Source organism: Pseudomonas sp. NPDC088429 (assembly GCF_044753305.1).
Taxonomy (GTDB): domain Bacteria; phylum Pseudomonadota; class Gammaproteobacteria; order Pseudomonadales; family Pseudomonadaceae; genus Aquipseudomonas; species Aquipseudomonas rustica.
This window is the reverse complement of record NZ_JBIVMX010000002.1, coordinates 127,278-142,111: the sequence shown is the minus strand read 5'-3', so window position 1 is coordinate 142,111 and position 14,834 is coordinate 127,278. Positions and strand designations below refer to the sequence as shown.

16 protein-coding genes and 3 tRNA genes are annotated in these 14,834 nt (G+C 57.1%); 7 read left to right on the top strand and 12 right to left on the bottom strand.

The features are described 5' to 3' along the window. Positions 1 to 65 precede the first annotated feature (65 nt). The 3 genes from ACIP66_RS02165 to ACIP66_RS02155 all read left to right on the top strand — a co-directional run bounded on the left by ACIP66_RS02165 (position 66) and on the right by ACIP66_RS02155 (position 1,219). Complete coding sequence (locus ACIP66_RS02165) at positions 66 to 296, top strand: hypothetical protein (RefSeq protein WP_053120397.1); 231 nt, start codon at positions 66 to 68, stop codon at positions 294 to 296. Positions 297 to 417: 121 nt separating this feature from the next. Then, on the top strand, positions 418 to 648 hold the full coding sequence (locus ACIP66_RS02160; protein WP_053120399.1) for a hypothetical protein: 231 nt from the start codon (positions 418 to 420) through the stop codon (positions 646 to 648). Positions 649 to 934: 286 nt separating this feature from the next. Then, the gene (locus ACIP66_RS02155; RefSeq protein ID WP_400644910.1) at positions 935 to 1,219 is read left to right on the top strand and encodes a hypothetical protein; all 285 of its coding nucleotides are present in this window, start codon (positions 935 to 937) and stop codon (positions 1,217 to 1,219) included. 44 nt (positions 1,220 to 1,263) lie between these two features. Here ACIP66_RS02155 and ACIP66_RS02150 read toward each other — a convergent pair whose 3' ends face one another. The 3 genes from ACIP66_RS02150 to ACIP66_RS02140 form a co-directional block, all read right to left on the bottom strand. Next, positions 1,264 to 1,521 carry a hypothetical protein gene (locus tag ACIP66_RS02150; RefSeq protein ID WP_159812367.1) on the bottom strand — a complete coding sequence of 86 codons (258 nt, stop codon included), beginning with the start codon at positions 1,519 to 1,521 and terminating at the stop codon, positions 1,264 to 1,266. A gap of 100 nt (positions 1,522 to 1,621) precedes the next feature. Continuing rightward, positions 1,622 to 2,926 carry an MFS transporter gene (locus ACIP66_RS02145; protein WP_400644909.1) on the bottom strand — a complete coding sequence of 435 codons (1,305 nt, stop codon included), beginning with the start codon at positions 2,924 to 2,926 and terminating at the stop codon, positions 1,622 to 1,624. Between the two features lie 30 nt (positions 2,927 to 2,956). After that, positions 2,957 to 4,135 carry a M20 aminoacylase family protein gene (locus tag ACIP66_RS02140; RefSeq protein WP_400644906.1) on the bottom strand — a complete coding sequence of 393 codons (1,179 nt, stop codon included), beginning with the start codon at positions 4,133 to 4,135 and terminating at the stop codon, positions 2,957 to 2,959. 141 nt (positions 4,136 to 4,276) lie between these two features. Between ACIP66_RS02140 and ACIP66_RS02135 the strand changes: the two genes are divergently transcribed. Then, positions 4,277 to 5,230, top strand: coding sequence for a LysR substrate-binding domain-containing protein (locus tag ACIP66_RS02135; RefSeq protein ID WP_400644904.1), 954 nt, complete (start codon positions 4,277 to 4,279; stop codon positions 5,228 to 5,230). Between the two features lie 71 nt (positions 5,231 to 5,301). On the opposite strand, the gene ACIP66_RS02130 is transcribed toward ACIP66_RS02135, so the two are convergent. From ACIP66_RS02130 to ACIP66_RS02095, 8 genes are all read right to left on the bottom strand, one after another. Continuing rightward, positions 5,302 to 5,388: transfer RNA gene (locus ACIP66_RS02130), tRNA-Leu, on the bottom strand. Between the two features lie 195 nt (positions 5,389 to 5,583). Continuing rightward, positions 5,584 to 5,657: transfer RNA gene (locus ACIP66_RS02125), tRNA-Cys, on the bottom strand. Between the two features lie 47 nt (positions 5,658 to 5,704). Then, a tRNA-Gly gene (locus ACIP66_RS02120) sits at positions 5,705 to 5,780 on the bottom strand. 60 nt (positions 5,781 to 5,840) lie between these two features. Beyond that, positions 5,841 to 6,401 carry a CDP-diacylglycerol--glycerol-3-phosphate 3-phosphatidyltransferase gene (gene pgsA, locus ACIP66_RS02115; RefSeq protein WP_053120408.1) on the bottom strand — a complete coding sequence of 187 codons (561 nt, stop codon included), beginning with the start codon at positions 6,399 to 6,401 and terminating at the stop codon, positions 5,841 to 5,843. Between the two features lie 32 nt (positions 6,402 to 6,433). Next, positions 6,434 to 8,257 (bottom strand): excinuclease ABC subunit UvrC, encoded by a 1,824-nt coding sequence (gene uvrC, locus ACIP66_RS02110; protein ID WP_053120410.1) that lies wholly within the window; start codon positions 8,255 to 8,257, stop codon positions 6,434 to 6,436. Between the two features lie 2 nt (positions 8,258 to 8,259). Further along, positions 8,260 to 8,901 (bottom strand): UvrY/SirA/GacA family response regulator transcription factor, encoded by a 642-nt coding sequence (gene uvrY, locus ACIP66_RS02105; RefSeq protein WP_024012761.1) that lies wholly within the window; start codon positions 8,899 to 8,901, stop codon positions 8,260 to 8,262. Positions 8,902 to 9,028: 127 nt separating this feature from the next. Continuing rightward, complete coding sequence (locus tag ACIP66_RS02100) at positions 9,029 to 9,472, bottom strand: GNAT family N-acetyltransferase (RefSeq protein ID WP_400644895.1); 444 nt, start codon at positions 9,470 to 9,472, stop codon at positions 9,029 to 9,031. Beyond that, positions 9,469 to 10,230, bottom strand: coding sequence for a carbon-nitrogen hydrolase family protein (locus ACIP66_RS02095; RefSeq protein WP_400644893.1), 762 nt, complete (start codon positions 10,228 to 10,230; stop codon positions 9,469 to 9,471). Before ACIP66_RS02095 ends, ACIP66_RS02100 begins: the two co-directional genes overlap by 4 nt. A 618-nt stretch (positions 10,231 to 10,848) precedes the next feature. Here ACIP66_RS02095 and ACIP66_RS02090 point away from each other — a divergent pair. Further along, positions 10,849 to 11,925: a 3-deoxy-7-phosphoheptulonate synthase gene (locus ACIP66_RS02090; protein ID WP_400644890.1), complete on the top strand. Its 1,077-nt coding sequence runs from the start codon at positions 10,849 to 10,851 to the stop codon at positions 11,923 to 11,925. Positions 11,926 to 11,968: 43 nt separating this feature from the next. On the opposite strand, the gene ACIP66_RS02085 is transcribed toward ACIP66_RS02090, so the two are convergent. Continuing rightward, positions 11,969 to 13,147 (bottom strand): hypothetical protein, encoded by a 1,179-nt coding sequence (locus tag ACIP66_RS02085; RefSeq protein ID WP_400644888.1) that lies wholly within the window; start codon positions 13,145 to 13,147, stop codon positions 11,969 to 11,971. A 335-nt stretch (positions 13,148 to 13,482) separates the two neighbouring features. Between ACIP66_RS02085 and ACIP66_RS02080 the strand changes: the two genes are divergently transcribed. Then, on the top strand, positions 13,483 to 14,352 hold the full coding sequence (locus tag ACIP66_RS02080) for a lipase family alpha/beta hydrolase (RefSeq protein ID WP_400645153.1): 870 nt from the start codon (positions 13,483 to 13,485) through the stop codon (positions 14,350 to 14,352). Positions 14,353 to 14,447: 95 nt separating this feature from the next. Then, the gene (locus tag ACIP66_RS02075) at positions 14,448 to 14,729 is read left to right on the top strand and encodes a peptidylprolyl isomerase (RefSeq protein WP_053120421.1); all 282 of its coding nucleotides are present in this window, start codon (positions 14,448 to 14,450) and stop codon (positions 14,727 to 14,729) included. The last annotated feature ends 105 nt before the right edge of the window (positions 14,730 to 14,834 follow it).

The following is a 14,834-nucleotide window of genomic DNA, read 5'->3' as shown; positions in this document are numbered from 1 at the left end:
TATTTTTTGCACGATTGCCACAGGCTTCTATAGTTGATCTGACACGAATCAGCTGCGGTGACGCCATGGAAGACATTTTCGTTGTGAAGCGTTGCAACAAGATCATCATTCATGGTCGGCGCGCCGAGGACAGCCAGCACGAACCCGCCGAAGCCATCGGCTGGTTTCGCATTTGCGATACACGCACAGGCGGTTTCATCGGCGATGGCTACGACCGGGAGGAAGACGCACGGCGCGAATGCCTGCGTCTCAACGCAGCGAGTTCGATATTGCCGGCTCGCGAATCGTCAGCCTGATGCTGATCATTTGCGGGTCTATACTGAAACCAGCTGAAGGAGCAGCGCCCCAACGGCATAAAGCTCGCAGTTCGCGGGCTTTTTGCTGCCGCTCAGCGGTTTCACCGAACGGAGGTGTTCCATGTCCGAAAAAGAGTCCATCACCACCCTCCTCACCTTGCTCGACGCCCGGCAGGCGCGCCTCGCGGCCGCTTGCAAAGAGATCGCCGACTGGGTTGATCATCAAGGCGGTCACCCCACCGCCCTGCGTATTCGCGATCGTCTGAATGACATCGAGAAAGACGCGCCGTTGATTCGCAACACGCTGTCGGCGCTCAGACCCATTGACCGGCCTCTGCCACGGTTTAGATAACAAACGCGAATAGCACGAACGCCCCGCTGCGACTTTCGATCGGGGCTCGAGAGCGGCGACGGCTGTGTTACCGAGGGATTATCTGTCCGGAGTTTATATTTTCCTCGTTGATTTGTTTATTTTCACAAAATCATCACATCTGCGCGCCTACAGTGAAATCACTCCTTTGGAGATCACACTTAACGCCCGCCCGCATGCGGGTGTTTTTTTGCCTGAAATTTGGCTCGGCGAACACCCGCGACTATCAGTGGTCACAATTTAGTACACGTCACAAAGGAGACGATTCATGGTTATCCATTTCAACGTCGATGGTCATTTAGCCTGCGGGCATAAAGGCAAACATCTCACTGCCAGCCGCGAACTCAATCGCGTGAAGTGCCGCAGCTGCCGTAATACCGATGCGTACAAGCAAGCCAGAAAAGATCAGCGTAACGCGGCTCGACGCGCAACACGCCAGGCCAAAACCACACACCACGCCGTCAACTGGCGCTCCTCATGGGTAGAGCGTTTGGCTGCGATGCCGGGGCGTCAACGCCTTCCTCGCGGCTTTGCCGGACAAATCTTCGTTTAGTCCGCAAATAAAAAATGGGCCGGCGAGTGCCGGCCCATTGCTTACTAGTTGTTGCCCTGAACATCCTTCACGGTCTTCAAAGCCCGGTTCGTTAAATCAATACATTTCTGGTTGTCGCCTGCCTTTTGCGCGGCCTCGGCATCTTTACGGTCTTGCTGGATATTGCCTAAAGCAGGCTGTCCCATTACCGCCGTCTCCCTTAATTCTTTTAACTTCTGCAAGTTGACGGCACACAAGTCACCTGCTGCAAAAAGCGGTGTCGCAACAACCAAGGACACAACGAACAGACCTAATCGTTTCATGACGAACTCCACCTGTTTGGACTTGGGAATTTGACTATAGATGCTGAATTGAAAGAGCGACGGCCAAGGCATATGAAACGCTGAAACAAACAGCCGAACACTAATCCAGCGGCTTGCCGGCGGTCTCCTTGACCCTCATCAAACCGATCAAGGTCAGACCGACGCAGAACATCATGTACAGGGCTGGCGCGTTGTTATTGCCCGTCAGCCCGATAAGCCCGGTGGCGAAGAACTGCGCGAAGCCGCCGAAAACAGAGACGCCCAGGCAATAAATGATCGACAACCCGGTCGCACGAATCGCCCGTGGAAACAGCTCGGTCACCAGCACCAGTGTCGGCACGGTAATCAGCACCAACAGAAACGTGGTGACCAATGAAACGGCCAACAGTGTTATCAGCGTCGGATACAGATTCATCAACATAAAAGCCGGATAAATCAGCAGCAGCATCGGAACGCAGCCCAGCGCAATCGTGCGCCGCCGACCGATGCGATCACTCAACCGCCCCGCCCAGATCGACAGGCTGATCTGCACCAGCGCGCCAAGACAGGCAGCCGTCGTGCCCATGGTCATCGGCAGATGCAGGACAGTCACGGTGTAGTTGGTCATGTAGTCGAGCACGATATAGCTGGATGCCGTGCTCCCGATCACCAGCAACACACCGCTGACGACAGTGCGCCGATAGTCCCGGAAAATGACTCGCAGACTGGACGTCGCCTCACTGCCCTCTGGCGTTTCAGCGGCGGTTTCCTTCAAGTGACGGCGGATGTAGATGCCGACCGGGATCACCAACATCCCCAACACAAACGGCAGACGCCAGCCCCAGCTTTCCAGTGCCTCGGCGCTCAAGGAAGAACTGAGCGCCAGTGCCACCAGCGCGCCGAGCATGAAGCTCAACCCCTGACTGAACAGCTGCCAACTGCCATAAAAGCCACGACTGCGATCGTCAGCGTATTCCATCAACATCGCTGTGGAGGCGCCCACTTCGCCACCGATCGCAAAGCCCTGAACCAGCCGCGCCAGCACGATGATCACCGGCGCCGCGATGCCGATCTGCGCGTACGTCGGCGCAATCGCAAACATCAACGAACCTAGCGCCATCAGCCATAACGTCACCATCATTGCCGGTTTACGCCCAACGCGGTCGGCGTAGGCGCCCAGCACCAGACCACCAATCGGGCGCATGCCGAAGCCGACACCAAAGGTTGCCAGTGACAGCAGCAATTGTCCTAACGTGCTTTCGACCGGGAAAAACTGCCGACCAATGAGCGTGGCAAAGAAGCTGTAAACAGAAAAATCGTAAAACTCCAGCCCGGAGCCGATGGTGATCGCGGCAATGGCACGCGCGCCAAGCGGTTTTCGAACTGAAGAAGTCGCAGGTATTGCGCTGGATACAGATGCAGACATTGGGTGAACTCCTCATAGATCGATCACGAATCAGCGCAGAAAGGTTTCAACCAGGCGCACCCAATAGCTGGCCCCTGTCGCGAGGCATTGATCGTTGAAGTCGTAACCCGGGTTGTGCACCATGCAGCCACCCTCGCCGTCCCCGTTGCCGATCAGCAGGTAGCAGCCGGGGCAGCGCTGCAACATGACCGCGAAATCTTCGCTGCCGGTCAGCGGTTGCAGATCGCGGATCAGCCCCTCCTCACCCAGCCAGTCCACGGCAACTTGTCGGGCAAATTCGGTGCTTTCGGCATGGTTGATCAACGGCGGAAAACGCTGGGCCTGATCGACGACGACTGTGGCACTCGCGCCGAAGCTTGTTGCCTGCGCTTCGGCCAGGTCGGTGATTCGTAAGATCAATTCGTCGCGGACTTCAGGTTTCAGTGCGCGCACGCTCAGTTGCAGTTCGGCGTGATCGGCAATGACGTTCGGGGCGATGCCGGCGTGGAAGGAGCCGACGGTGACCACGGCAGTGTCGAGCGGATTAACGTTGCGCGAGACGATGCTTTGCAGCGCCATGACAATCGCAGCGCCGACAAACAACGGATCAATGGCTTTGTGCGGCATCGCGCCATGTCCGCCAATACCGTCGACTCGAATGGTCACGGTATCGGTGGAGGCCATGAACGGCCCCGGTAAAAAACCGAGCTTGCCGACCGGCAGGCCCGGCATGTTGTGCATCGCAAACACTGCATCGCAGGGAAACAACTCGAACAAACCGTCATCCAACATGCGTTGCGCGCCGCCATCGCCCTCTTCTGCGGGCTGGAAAATCACTACCAGCGCGCCATCGAATTCGCGACTGTCGGCCAGATGTCTGGCAGCAGCGAGCAGCATCGCAGTATGACCGTCGTGCCCGCAGGCATGCATCACGCCATCGTGTCGGCTGGAATACGCCAGGCCCGTTTGCTCAACAATCGGCAAGGCGTCCATGTCGGCACGCAGGCCGATCATTTTGCCACCGCTGCCGTTGCGCAACAGTCCAACGACGCCGGTGCCCGCCATACCGCGATGCACCTGATAGCCCCATTCTTCAAGTTTTCCGGCAACGAGGTCGGCAGTGGCGAACTCCTCAAAGCTCAATTCTGGATGGGCATGAATGTGTTGCCGCAGCGCAATCATTTCTTCCTCGATCGCGCGGATACCGGGCAGCGCAGGCAGGTCGATCATCACGTACTCCTCATTTTTTAAAGTCTTGTTTTCGGGTGTTCCGCTGATAGGCTGCGATGCTAATCAGTTGGCGATGGCCGTGGCAGTCGCAAAAAGCGGGGGCTGAAACCCGCTGGTTTACACCTTTGACTAGGAGAAGTGATGAAGCTGCATCAATTGCGCGCGCTGGTGATGACCGCCGACTGCGGGAGCATTCGCGCCGCCGCACGGCAACTGGGTGTCTCGCAGACCTCAGTCGCCAAAGCGTTGCGTGAGCTTGAAGAACACCTGCATTTGCCACTGCTGGTGCGCAATGCCAACGGCGTAGTGTTGACCCAATACGGACAGTCTCTGCTGCAACATGCGCGGCAGATGCTCAGTCAACTGGAGCGCGCGCAACTGGAACTCGCGCATCTGAGCCACGAGGCGCAAGGCCAGTTAAGGTTGGGGATCTCGCCTTGGATGGGCATGACGTTATTGCCGGAAGTGGTGATGCTGTTTCGTCAACGCATGCCGAAAGTGCGTCTGGAGATTTTCGAGGGGTTGATGGCCGTGGCGCTGCCCAGATTGCGCGACGGCACGATGGAATTTGCGGTCGGCCTGGTCTCTTCGCTGCTGCCGCGACCGGAGTTCGTCAGCGACCCATTGTTCACCTATCAGATGGCGGTCGTTGCCCGCCGCGAGCATCCACGGCGGCACAGCCAATCCATTCATGAATTGCTCGATATGGATTGGGTGGTGAACTACCCGGATGCCAGTCACGAAGGCCTGATGACCGAACTGTTCTGGCAACACGGTGCGCAGATCGATATGCAACACATCCACCGCGCCCACTCGCCTCAGCTGACGTTATCGATGATTGAGCAAACTGACATGCTCAGTTACTTCCCCGAGCCGATGTTAACCGTGCCGATGTATGGCGAACGCGTGGCGCGACTGCCGCTGAAGGAAGCTTTTGCGACTGACACGATAGGCATCGTCACTACGCGCAATGTGCAGCTGGGTGTGGCGGCTCAGTGTTTTGTTGAGTGCCTGACGCAGGTTATCCGGCGTCGCGCGCGTTCGGCGCGCAGAGAAGATGTTGAGTTGTTCGATACGCTGGAATTGTTGATCTGAATGCGGGCGGGGTTTTTCTGGGCACAAAAAAGGGCTTGCATGAGATATGTCATGCAAGCCCTTGATATTCATGGTGCCCGAAGCCGGAATCGAACCGGCACGCCCTTACGAGCGGGGGATTTTAAGTCCCATGCGTCTACCAGTTTCGCCATTCGGGCGGTAGCGCGGTGTTGCTGTCTCCGACTGTTCAGTCGCGATCCTGACAGGATGCAGGCTTGAACAGCCGAGCGGGAAATATATACATCACTCCCCGGTGAAGCAAGTTCGCATTGGCTGTTTTAAAGACTAAATCTTACAGCGCAATGCAAATAAAAAAGCTCCGTAAATCATGGATCTACGGAGCTTGTTTATAGTGGAGGCCGAGGTCGGAATCGAACCGGCGTAGGTGGATTTGCAATCCACTGCATAACCATTTTGCTACTCGGCCTCAAAACGTTTGCTATCAGTAGCACAACAACAAACGCGTTTTAAACTTGGAGCGGGAAACGAGACTCGAACTCGCGACCCCGACCTTGGCAAGGTCGTGCTCTACCAACTGAGCTATTCCCGCTTGGTGATGCGCATTCTATAGAATTAAGAAGCTCCGTCAACCCCTTGATTCAAAAAAGTTTTATTTCTTTTCAACATCGGTCTTCAGATGCGGCCAGGCAGCGCGAAGGTATTGAACCATCGACCACAACGTCAGGCCTGCGGAGATCATCAACAGCGAATAACCCAGAATGACCCAAAAGGTAAAGTCCTTCGGATTGGCCAACAGGATCACCAGTGCGAGCATTTGTGCGGCGGTTTTCCATTTGCCGAGATTGGACACGGCGACATGCGCGCGGGCACCCAGCTCGGCCATCCACTCACGCAGTGCCGACACGACAATCTCGCGACCGATGATAACGGCGGCTGGCAGAGTCAACCACAGGTTGCCGTGTTCTTGCACCAACAACACCAATGCGACGGCGACCATCAGTTTGTCGGCAACCGGGTCGAGGAAGGCGCCGAATGGCGTGCTTTGCTCCAGGCGACGGGCCAGATAACCATCCAGCCAGTCCGTTGCAGCCGCAAAGGCAAACACCGAAGCGGACGCCATGTAGCTCCACTGGTACGGCAAATAGAACAGCAAAATGAAGATCGGGATAAGCAGGACGCGTAGAACGGTAATCAGATTAGGGATATTCATCGGCACAACTGGCTACGAGGTGAGGGGGCATTCTACTCGCTATGCAGGTTCGCATAAATCGACTCTGCGAGCTTTTTACTGATCCCCGGGGCTTTGGCGATCTCTTCGATGCTGGCACGAGTCAGCTCCTGCAATCCACCAAAATGTTTGAGCAAATCTCGACGCCGGGTAGGCCCGACACCGGCAACGCCTTCCAGCGTTGAGGTACGCCGGGTTTTGCCTCGACGTGCGCGGTGCCCGGTAATTGCAAAACGGTGCGCTTCGTCGCGGATCTGCTGGATCAGATGCAGCGCCGGCGAGTCGCCGCGCAGCGTGAACTCGTGCGCCGCATCATTCAGATACAGAGTTTCGAAACCAGCCTTGCGCGTTGCGCCTTTTGCAACGCCAAGCAAGATCAGATCCGGCACCGCCAATTCGTTGAGCACGTCACGCGCCATCGACAACTGACCTTTGCCACCGTCGACCAGCAGAATGTCCGGCAGCTTGCCCTCGCCTTCCTTCAGCTTGCTGAAGCGTCGGGTCAAGGCCTGGTGCATGGCGGCGTAATCGTCGCCCGCTGTCACACCTTCGATGTTGTAGCGACGGTAATCGGATTTAATTGCGCCTTCCGGGCCGAACACTACACATGATGCGACGGTCGCTTCACCACTGGAGTGACTGATGTCGTAGCACTCCAGACGCTGCGGAGGCTCGTCCAGATTGAGCACTTCGGCCAATGCTTCGAAACGCGCAGCGGTGTGTTGACGGTTGGCCAGACGCGCACTCAGTGCCTGTTCGGCGTTGGTGACCGCCAACTGTTGCCAGCGCGCTCGCGTGCCACGCACCCGATGGCTGATGGCCAACTCACGACCGCGCAACTTGTGAATGGCTTCGATCAGCGTCGGGAAATCTTCGTGGACGACGTTGACGATCAACTCGCTCGGTAGATCGCGTTCCGGGCTGCTGATGAAATACTGTCCGAGAAACGCCGCCATGACCTCAGAGACATCTTCTTCAATCCCGACTTGCGGGAAGAAATTCTTGCTGCCGAGCACGCGCCCGCCACGGACACTGATCAGATGCACGCAGGCACCGCCCGGATTGACGAACGCAGCAATGACGTCGATATCGCCCGTACCGCCTTCCATGCTCTGCTGATCCTGAACCCGGCGCAGCAAGGCGATCTGATCGCGCAATTCGGCGGCGCGCTCGAATTCGAGGTTGATCGCTGCCTCCTCCATCGCCGTCGAGAGTTCATTGGTCAGCGCGTGGCTACGCCCTTCAAGGAACATCACCGAGTGACGCACGTCTTCGGCGTAGACCTCAGGCTCGACCAGGCCGACGCACGGCGCTTTGCAGCGTTTGATCTGATATTGCAGGCACGGACGGGTGCGGTTCTTGTAATAGCTGTCTTCGCACTGACGGACGAAAAAGGTCTTTTGCAACAGGCTGAGACTTTCGCGAATCGCCCCGGCGCTCGGATATGGCCCGAAGTATTTACCTTTGGCCTTTTTCGCGCCGCGATGAATGCTCAGACGCGGGAACTGGCCGTCCGACAAAAACACGTAGGGATAGGATTTATCGTCGCGCAACAGAATGTTGTACGGCGGCCGCCATTCCTTGATCAGCGTCTGCTCGAGTAGCAGCGCCTCGGTTTCGTTGGCGGTGATGGTCGTTTCGACCTGAGCGATACGCCCGACCAGCGCAGCAGTTTTCGGCGCCAGCCCGGTCTTGCGGAAATAACTGGCCAAACGCTTCTTGAGGTTCTTGGCCTTGCCGACATAGAGCAGGCGCGCATCGCTGTCGAACATGCGATAAACGCCGGGGCGCCCACTGACGGTGGAGAGAAAGGCGCCGGAATCGAATACTTCAGTCATGGTCAGGCGCTGGCATCGACCATGCCGTGTCGGACTGCCAGAAGGGTCAACTCAACATCGCTGCTGATCGAGAGCTTCTCGAAAATACGGTAACGGTAGGTGTTCACGGTTTTTGGCGACAGGCACAACTTGTCGGAAATGATCTGCACTTTCTGACAACCGACAATCATCAACGCAATCTGGATTTCGCGCTCGGACAAGGCATCGAACGGCGAATCGTTGGTCGGCTGGAAAGACTTGATCGCCAACTGTTGAGCGATCTGCGGGCTGATGTAGCGCTGACCGGCAAAGACCAGGCGAATGGCCTGAACCATCTCCGGCAATCCCGCGCCCTTGGTCAGGTAACCGGCGGCACCTGCTTGCAGCAACCGAGTCGGAAAGGGATCTTCTTCGCACACAGTGACGGCAACCACCTTGATATCCGGATGACTGCGCAGCAGCTTGCGGGTGGCTTCAAGGCCGCCGATGCCGGGCATCTTGACGTCCATCAGCACCACGTCGGGCTTCAACTCACGCGCCTTGATCAGGGACTCTTCCCCGGACTCGGCCTGGCCGACCACTTGCAGGCCATCGATATCGGCCAGCATCCGTGTAATGCCTGTACGAACGAGATCATGGTCATCGACCACTAGCACCCTAATCAAGCAGACACCTCGCGATATGGTCTTATTGGGATGCCCGACACCTTAGCAAAAAGAGCCAGACAGACCTAGCGGAAAGCCGCATTTAAAAAGTTTCAATTCATCTTTGAGGTCTTGCCAGCCGTGGCTTTCAGAGCACAGGCGTGCTCAAATCGAGCTGCATGCGCAGGAAACACTCGTCCTTTCCATGAAGCTGTAGTCCTTTTCGCTGATACAAATTTTTTGCCGGATTGTTTTCGAATACCGTCAGCCGCAAAGCCGAACGCTTTTCGCCCAGAGCCATCGCAATAACCTGATCGATGGCCCAGGATCCCGCGCCCTGCCCCTGAAACGCTTCAGCCAGCTGCAATTCACGTATATACAGTGCGCGCGCATCGCGGCTCAGGCTGAGAAACCCCAGCGCTATATCATTGCGGGTGACCAGCCAGTTTTCCCGGCCCGTCCAGGCGACGTCAAAGGCTTCATCCTGCCAAAGCAGCTCATGTTGAATGTAGTACGGCAACATGTTCCTGCAGGTGAGATCGCGGGCGAACGCCAAGTCCTCAGGCGTTGCACGACGTAACCGGAACGTCATCGTGGCACATCCACTGCAACGACCCGCCCGCTCCATTCGCCATCACGACGCTGTGCGACTACCAGACAATCGCCCGCTCCTGCTGCCGAAGCCACAAGATCGCCAGTTTCGGACCAGATCGCACTGCGCCCCGCAGACTGCCAGCCGCCGGTGAGACCTCCGTGATTGGCCATCAATACGGCCATTGAATGGTGACGAGCATAGCCGTGCAGCAACGCAGAATCTGGCTCGTAGCCTTTCTCGCTGATCAATACACCCGCCGCGTACAGATTGGCACCCTGGTCAGCGGCAGCGGCCGCGTGGCTGGCGTGATTGAAATCAGCGCAAACCGCCAGCGCAACCTTATCGTCACCGATTCGCAGTGTTGCACCGCCAATGCCGGGAGCGAAAATCAGCTCCTCTCCCGTGTGCAAATGTTGTTTGCTGTAAACACCTAGCGAACCATCCGCCCCCAAGACCAACGCGCCAATCCATACCGCAGACGCTTTATCTGCCCGGATCGGCATTCCGACGACAGCGGTGACGCCCAGCGTTCGCGCCAGATCGCGTAACGGTTCAATGACCGCATCGTGCGGATCAATGGCCAACGCTGCTGCCGTCTCACCTTCATAACCGGTCAGCGACAACTCCGGAAAGACCAGCAACTCGACGCCCTGCTCCGCCGCCACTTCGATAAAGCACAAATGGCGTTGGATATTCGCCGCAAGATCCCCCGCAATGGAGATGGATTGGGCGGCAGCAATGGTCAGCGTCGACATGGTTCATCCTTGGGTTCAGGCGAAACGCTGAGTTTGTCACAACTGTTGCTACGCTCAAGCGATAGGCAAATTGTTCTTCACGCCATAGCATTTTATGATTGCTGAGGCGCATCGGCCTCTAGTAAGCTCGGCGCATTCATTGGAGACAGACCATGTTCAACGCCCTTCCACAGCTTCGTATCGTCAGCGCCCTGCGCTCGATGGCGGCTGCGTGGGCGAAAGACGTTTGTGCTCCGGTCAGCTTTTATTTTGGGTATTGGTTTAGCCACTAGCGCGCCTGATACCCAAACGGCGCCCATGTAAAACGGGTCGCCTACCAGAGATTTCTCAACCCCCGGTCGGCCTCCCGACCGGGGGTTTTGTTTTTTCTGGCCCCTGCTTTTTCAGCAACACACCAGACACTTTTGAGGATTTACCCATGAACTACGCCACTTATTACCGTTACGACACTTTTACCGCCTGGCGATTTACCAGCCTCCGCTCGGGACAGCCTGCCGCCTCCGATCGGTCACCCACCGGTGGCAAACGCACACACGTAGCCAATACGGCCAATTGTCGAACACCCCAGTAGGGCCGAGCGAGCGGGAAGCACCCGCCGCCAGCCCAGGAATTGTGAATATGAACTCGTCCGTTTCTGCTCTGCCACTGTCCAGCCTCAACTCTGCCAACGAAGCGCTGACCCTGCGTCTGCCCAGCTCGTTGCAACTCAAGCAGCAATTGCCCCTGAGCACTGCCTTGAGCCAGCAAGTCGCCACGCACCGCCAGGCGGTACGCGCCATTCTCAACGGTGAAGACCAACGTTTACTGGTCATCGTCGGCCCTTGCTCAATCCATGATCCTCAGTCTGCCCTCGAATACGCCGGCAAACTCGCCCGTCTTGCCGATCAAGTCAGCAACGAAATGCTCCTGGTGATGCGCGCTTACGTGGAAAAACCCCGTACTACAGTGGGCTGGAAAGGTCTCGCTTATGATCCGCACCTCGATGGCAGCGATGACATGGCGGCAGGCCTGAGCCTGTCGCGCGAACTGATGCTGGAAATGATTCGCCTCGGTTTGCCAGTCGCTACCGAACTGCTGCAACCCATGGCCGCCGGTTACTTCGATGACCTGCTGAGCTGGGTCGCCATTGGCGCGCGCACCACCGAATCGCAGATCCATCGCGAAATGGCCAGCGGTCTGGGCATGCCGGTCGGCTTCAAAAACGGCACCGACGGTGGCGCCGCAGTGGCCGTTGACGCCATGCGCTCAGCCGCACACCCGCATCGGCATTTCGGTGTCGACAGCCAAGGGCATCCGGCAATCATTCAAACGCCGGGCAATGCAGATACCCACTTGGTACTGCGCGGCGGCCACAAGGGGCCGAACTACGACCGCAACAGCGTAACCGCCATCAATGCCGAACTGACCCGACTGAAAATCCCCGGCCGGATCATGGTCGATTGCAGTCACGCGAACAGCGGCAAGGATCCTTCGCGTCAGCCCGCTGTTTTCAATGACGTACTCGAACAGCGCCTGCAAGGTGACCACTCACTGATCGGCATGATGATTGAGTCGCATCTTTTCGAAGGTTGCCAGCCGCTGAGTCCTACGATGCGCTACGGCGTATCCATCACCGATGGTTGCCTGGGTTTCAACGCGACGGAGCACCTGCTTCTGGATGCTGCAAAGCGCTTGAGTGCTCAGCCGCGCACCTGATGACAACGCCCTCCGGGACTTTTCGCACCGGAGGGCAATCGTGTTACTCAACCCGTAGCAGCGTTATCGCAGAGGCCTGGCTGTCATCATCCGAACGCTCCACTGAATAGGCGATGCGCACTGTCGAGCCCTGATGCTCACGCCAGAACCGGTGGGGCACGATAAACACCAACGGCTGCCCCGCTGACTCGCGGGTAATCTCACGCTCGTCACGATGGTTGAAGTAATCACCATCACACTTGAGATAGACCAACTCACCCTCCTGAGCTTGGGCATTGCCGATCACAACGGTGATGCCATCCGTTGAGTCCACCACATCAAGCACGTCGTCCTGAGCTTCGAGGACATCCGGCGCCTCGAGCAAACCACGAATCAAAGGTGCGATGACAAAGGTTGCGATGTCGGAATCTCGCGCCTCGCCAGTTTTCGGCTCAACCCGATAACGCACTGTCACTTCGCCGCCAAGATGTCCCGCAATAAGATCAGCACCAATCCAGAAAGACAGCGTATTGCCTACCGCCAACGACTGCAGGGTCAATGCATCGTTAAACACCTCCGTCAGAACAGCGCCTTGCCAGGTCAACAACACTCTGTCGCCTTCGGCCATCCGTGAATACGGTCGAAGGCTGATGCAGGTGCCTTCGCTGAGTCGCTCAGGATCAAGGATTGCGCCAACCGCTTCTTCGACATAGGGCGCAAGCAATCTCGGGCGAACATCGCCGACGTCCAGTTGCAACCTTGCCGACGTGACCGGTTGCGCTTGTTTGGCACTGTAAAGCGTCCAGTAGATTTCCAGCGAGCCACCATCCAGCGCCGCGACATGCACGCCTTTGATGACGAATACGATTTCCTTGCCGACCTGTGCTTCGCTGACGAAACGAGCACATTCATGCTGATAGGTGAACCCATCGATATCGAGCCCTTCCCACCGCAACAGCACTTTATCGCCGCACGCCATGTCCGGGTAAGGCGGGATCCGGACGATGGCCCTCTTCAGCGAAGGGTCAAGTACGGCTTGTGTCATCGAATCAAGATTCGGTGCGGGCAATGCAAGCACTGCCTCGGCATCCAGGGTATTGACCGCTCGAAAGCAGAACTCCAGCGACGTTTCATCCGCTTTGAAACTCAGCGCGCCCTGTTTATCCAGTGCAACCCAGCGCTGCTGAAAAGTGCCGGGGTTCTGCGCTGACGCGACTGACAGATGTGCTTCATGCGTAGTCATGGGTGCCTCCATTCCTTGGATTAAACGCTGTCGTCAATGACTGCGTTGACTGCCCCTATTTAACGCGCTCAATCATTCAATGGATATCAGCCGATTGCCTTTAAGCACGGAGGCAAAGGCATCACGCAAAGTAGGCAAGCCGCAAAAAAAACCAACACGCCGTCCGATAGACGTCCAAAGAATAGGAGCTGGATTTCAGCACTTTCCGAAGTTTCGTACAGCTTCTAGTCCAGATTCCAATGACAACCGAGGCTTATTCGTACTTCGCTAACGGAATGACTGTTTTAGAGTGGCACGCAGATTTCACCCAGAACCTCTGCGAAAAGGTAGTCAACATGCAACGGAATGCTACAACTCAGTACCCGATCCTGCTGGTACACGGCCTGTTCGGATTCGAGCGTATTGGCTCCTTCGAACTCTTCCACGACGTCAAGAAAGCACTTCAGGCTGTCGGCTGCCGAGTGTTTGTGCCGCATCTTTCAGCCACCCATGACAACGAAATGCGCGGTGAACAATTGTTGCAGCAAATCGACCGGGTGCTCAGGGGTACCGATTCGAGCAAAGTCAATCTGATCGGCCACAGTCAGGGCGCACTGGCCGGCCGATACGCTGCGGCGCTTGCCCCACACGCCGTCGCTTCCGTGACGTCGGTGAGTGGCCCCAACCAGGGTTCAGAATTGGCCGATGTGCTGCGTGAAGCACTGATTCCCGGACAACTGCCAGAAAAAGTCGCGCAGACCGTCGTCACCTTGTTTGCCGATTTTTTGTCGGTGCTCAGTGGCCGCATAGCCATGCCGCAGAATGCGATCGCGGCGCTTGGCGCCTTGACGACGCAAGGCGTTGGCCGCTTCAACGAAAAATATCCTCAGGGCCTGCCCGACAGTTGGGGCGGCCAAGGGCAAGAGTCGGTCAATGATGTTCGTTACTATTCCTGGAGCGGCACGTTGCCGGATCACAGTCAGCCAACGCTCGATCCGGTGGAGCACATCTGCCGAAACCTGGCCAGATACTTCAAAAAAGACGCTGGGCAAAACGACGGATTTGTCGGCCGCTTCAGTTCTCACCTGGGGAAAGTGATCCGTTCGGACTACCCGTTTGACCATCTGTCCATTCTGCGTAGCGCAAGCGCCTTGCGCGCAGTATCACCGGATCCGATCGAACTCTACGTGGCGCATGCCCGCCGCCTGCAGGCAGCTAACCTGTGAAGTTGCCGCGTCACGCAAACGGAACTTTGCCGAGAAATCGCCCACCGAATCCGGTAGGCTCCGCACTTTACTGATATTGATTGGAGATTTTCCCCATGGCTAAAGCCACTGCCCGTCACATCCTTGTTGCCAGCGAAGACAAGTGCAACGAACTCAAAGCCCAGATCGAAGCCGGTGCTGATTTCGCCGAAGTGGCCAAGGCCAACTCCACCTGCCCTTCCAGCCGTCAGGGCGGCGACCTCGGTTCGTTCGGTCCTGGCCAGATGGTCAAGGAATTCGACACCGTAGTATTCAGCGCACCGGTCAACACCGTGCAAGGCCCGGTGAAAACCCAGTTCGGTTATCACCTGCTGGAAGTGACCAGCCGTCAGGACTGATCCTTCGCATTGAATGAAACATAACGGCCCGCCTTTTGGTGGGCCGTTGTGTTTCAGTTACACGATACGGCTGGCGAGCCGCTCGCCGCTCGCGTACAAATTACG

Bases quoted from the DNA above. Each gene is read 5' to 3' on its own strand.
- uvrC (WP_053120410.1), bottom strand. From the start codon at position 8,257: ATGACTGAAGTATTCGATTCCGGCGCCTTTCTCTCCACCGTCAGTGGG.
- ACIP66_RS02090 (WP_400644890.1), top strand. From the start codon at position 10,849: ATGAACTCGTCCGTTTCTGCTCTGCCACTGTCCAGCCTCAACTCTGCC.
- ACIP66_RS02165 (WP_053120397.1), top strand. From the start codon at position 66: ATGGAAGACATTTTCGTTGTGAAGCGTTGCAACAAGATCATCATTCAT.
- ACIP66_RS02085 (WP_400644888.1), bottom strand. From the start codon at position 13,147: ATGACTACGCATGAAGCACATCTGTCAGTCGCGTCAGCGCAGAACCCC.
- ACIP66_RS02100 (WP_400644895.1), bottom strand. From the start codon at position 9,472: ATGACGTTCCGGTTACGTCGTGCAACGCCTGAGGACTTGGCGTTCGCC.
- ACIP66_RS02150 (WP_159812367.1), bottom strand. From the start codon at position 1,521: ATGAAACGATTAGGTCTGTTCGTTGTGTCCTTGGTTGTTGCGACACCG.
- ACIP66_RS02135 (WP_400644904.1), top strand. From the start codon at position 4,277: ATGAAGCTGCATCAATTGCGCGCGCTGGTGATGACCGCCGACTGCGGG.
- ACIP66_RS02145 (WP_400644909.1), bottom strand. From the start codon at position 2,926: ATGTCTGCATCTGTATCCAGCGCAATACCTGCGACTTCTTCAGTTCGA.
- ACIP66_RS02095 (WP_400644893.1), bottom strand. From the start codon at position 10,230: ATGTCGACGCTGACCATTGCTGCCGCCCAATCCATCTCCATTGCGGGG.
- ACIP66_RS02160 (WP_053120399.1), top strand. From the start codon at position 418: ATGTCCGAAAAAGAGTCCATCACCACCCTCCTCACCTTGCTCGACGCC.
- ACIP66_RS02075 (WP_053120421.1), top strand. From the start codon at position 14,448: ATGGCTAAAGCCACTGCCCGTCACATCCTTGTTGCCAGCGAAGACAAG.
- pgsA (WP_053120408.1), bottom strand. From the start codon at position 6,401: ATGAATATCCCTAATCTGATTACCGTTCTACGCGTCCTGCTTATCCCG.
- ACIP66_RS02080 (WP_400645153.1), top strand. From the start codon at position 13,483: ATGCAACGGAATGCTACAACTCAGTACCCGATCCTGCTGGTACACGGC.
- ACIP66_RS02155 (WP_400644910.1), top strand. From the start codon at position 935: ATGGTTATCCATTTCAACGTCGATGGTCATTTAGCCTGCGGGCATAAA.
- ACIP66_RS02140 (WP_400644906.1), bottom strand. From the start codon at position 4,135: ATGATCGACCTGCCTGCGCTGCCCGGTATCCGCGCGATCGAGGAAGAA.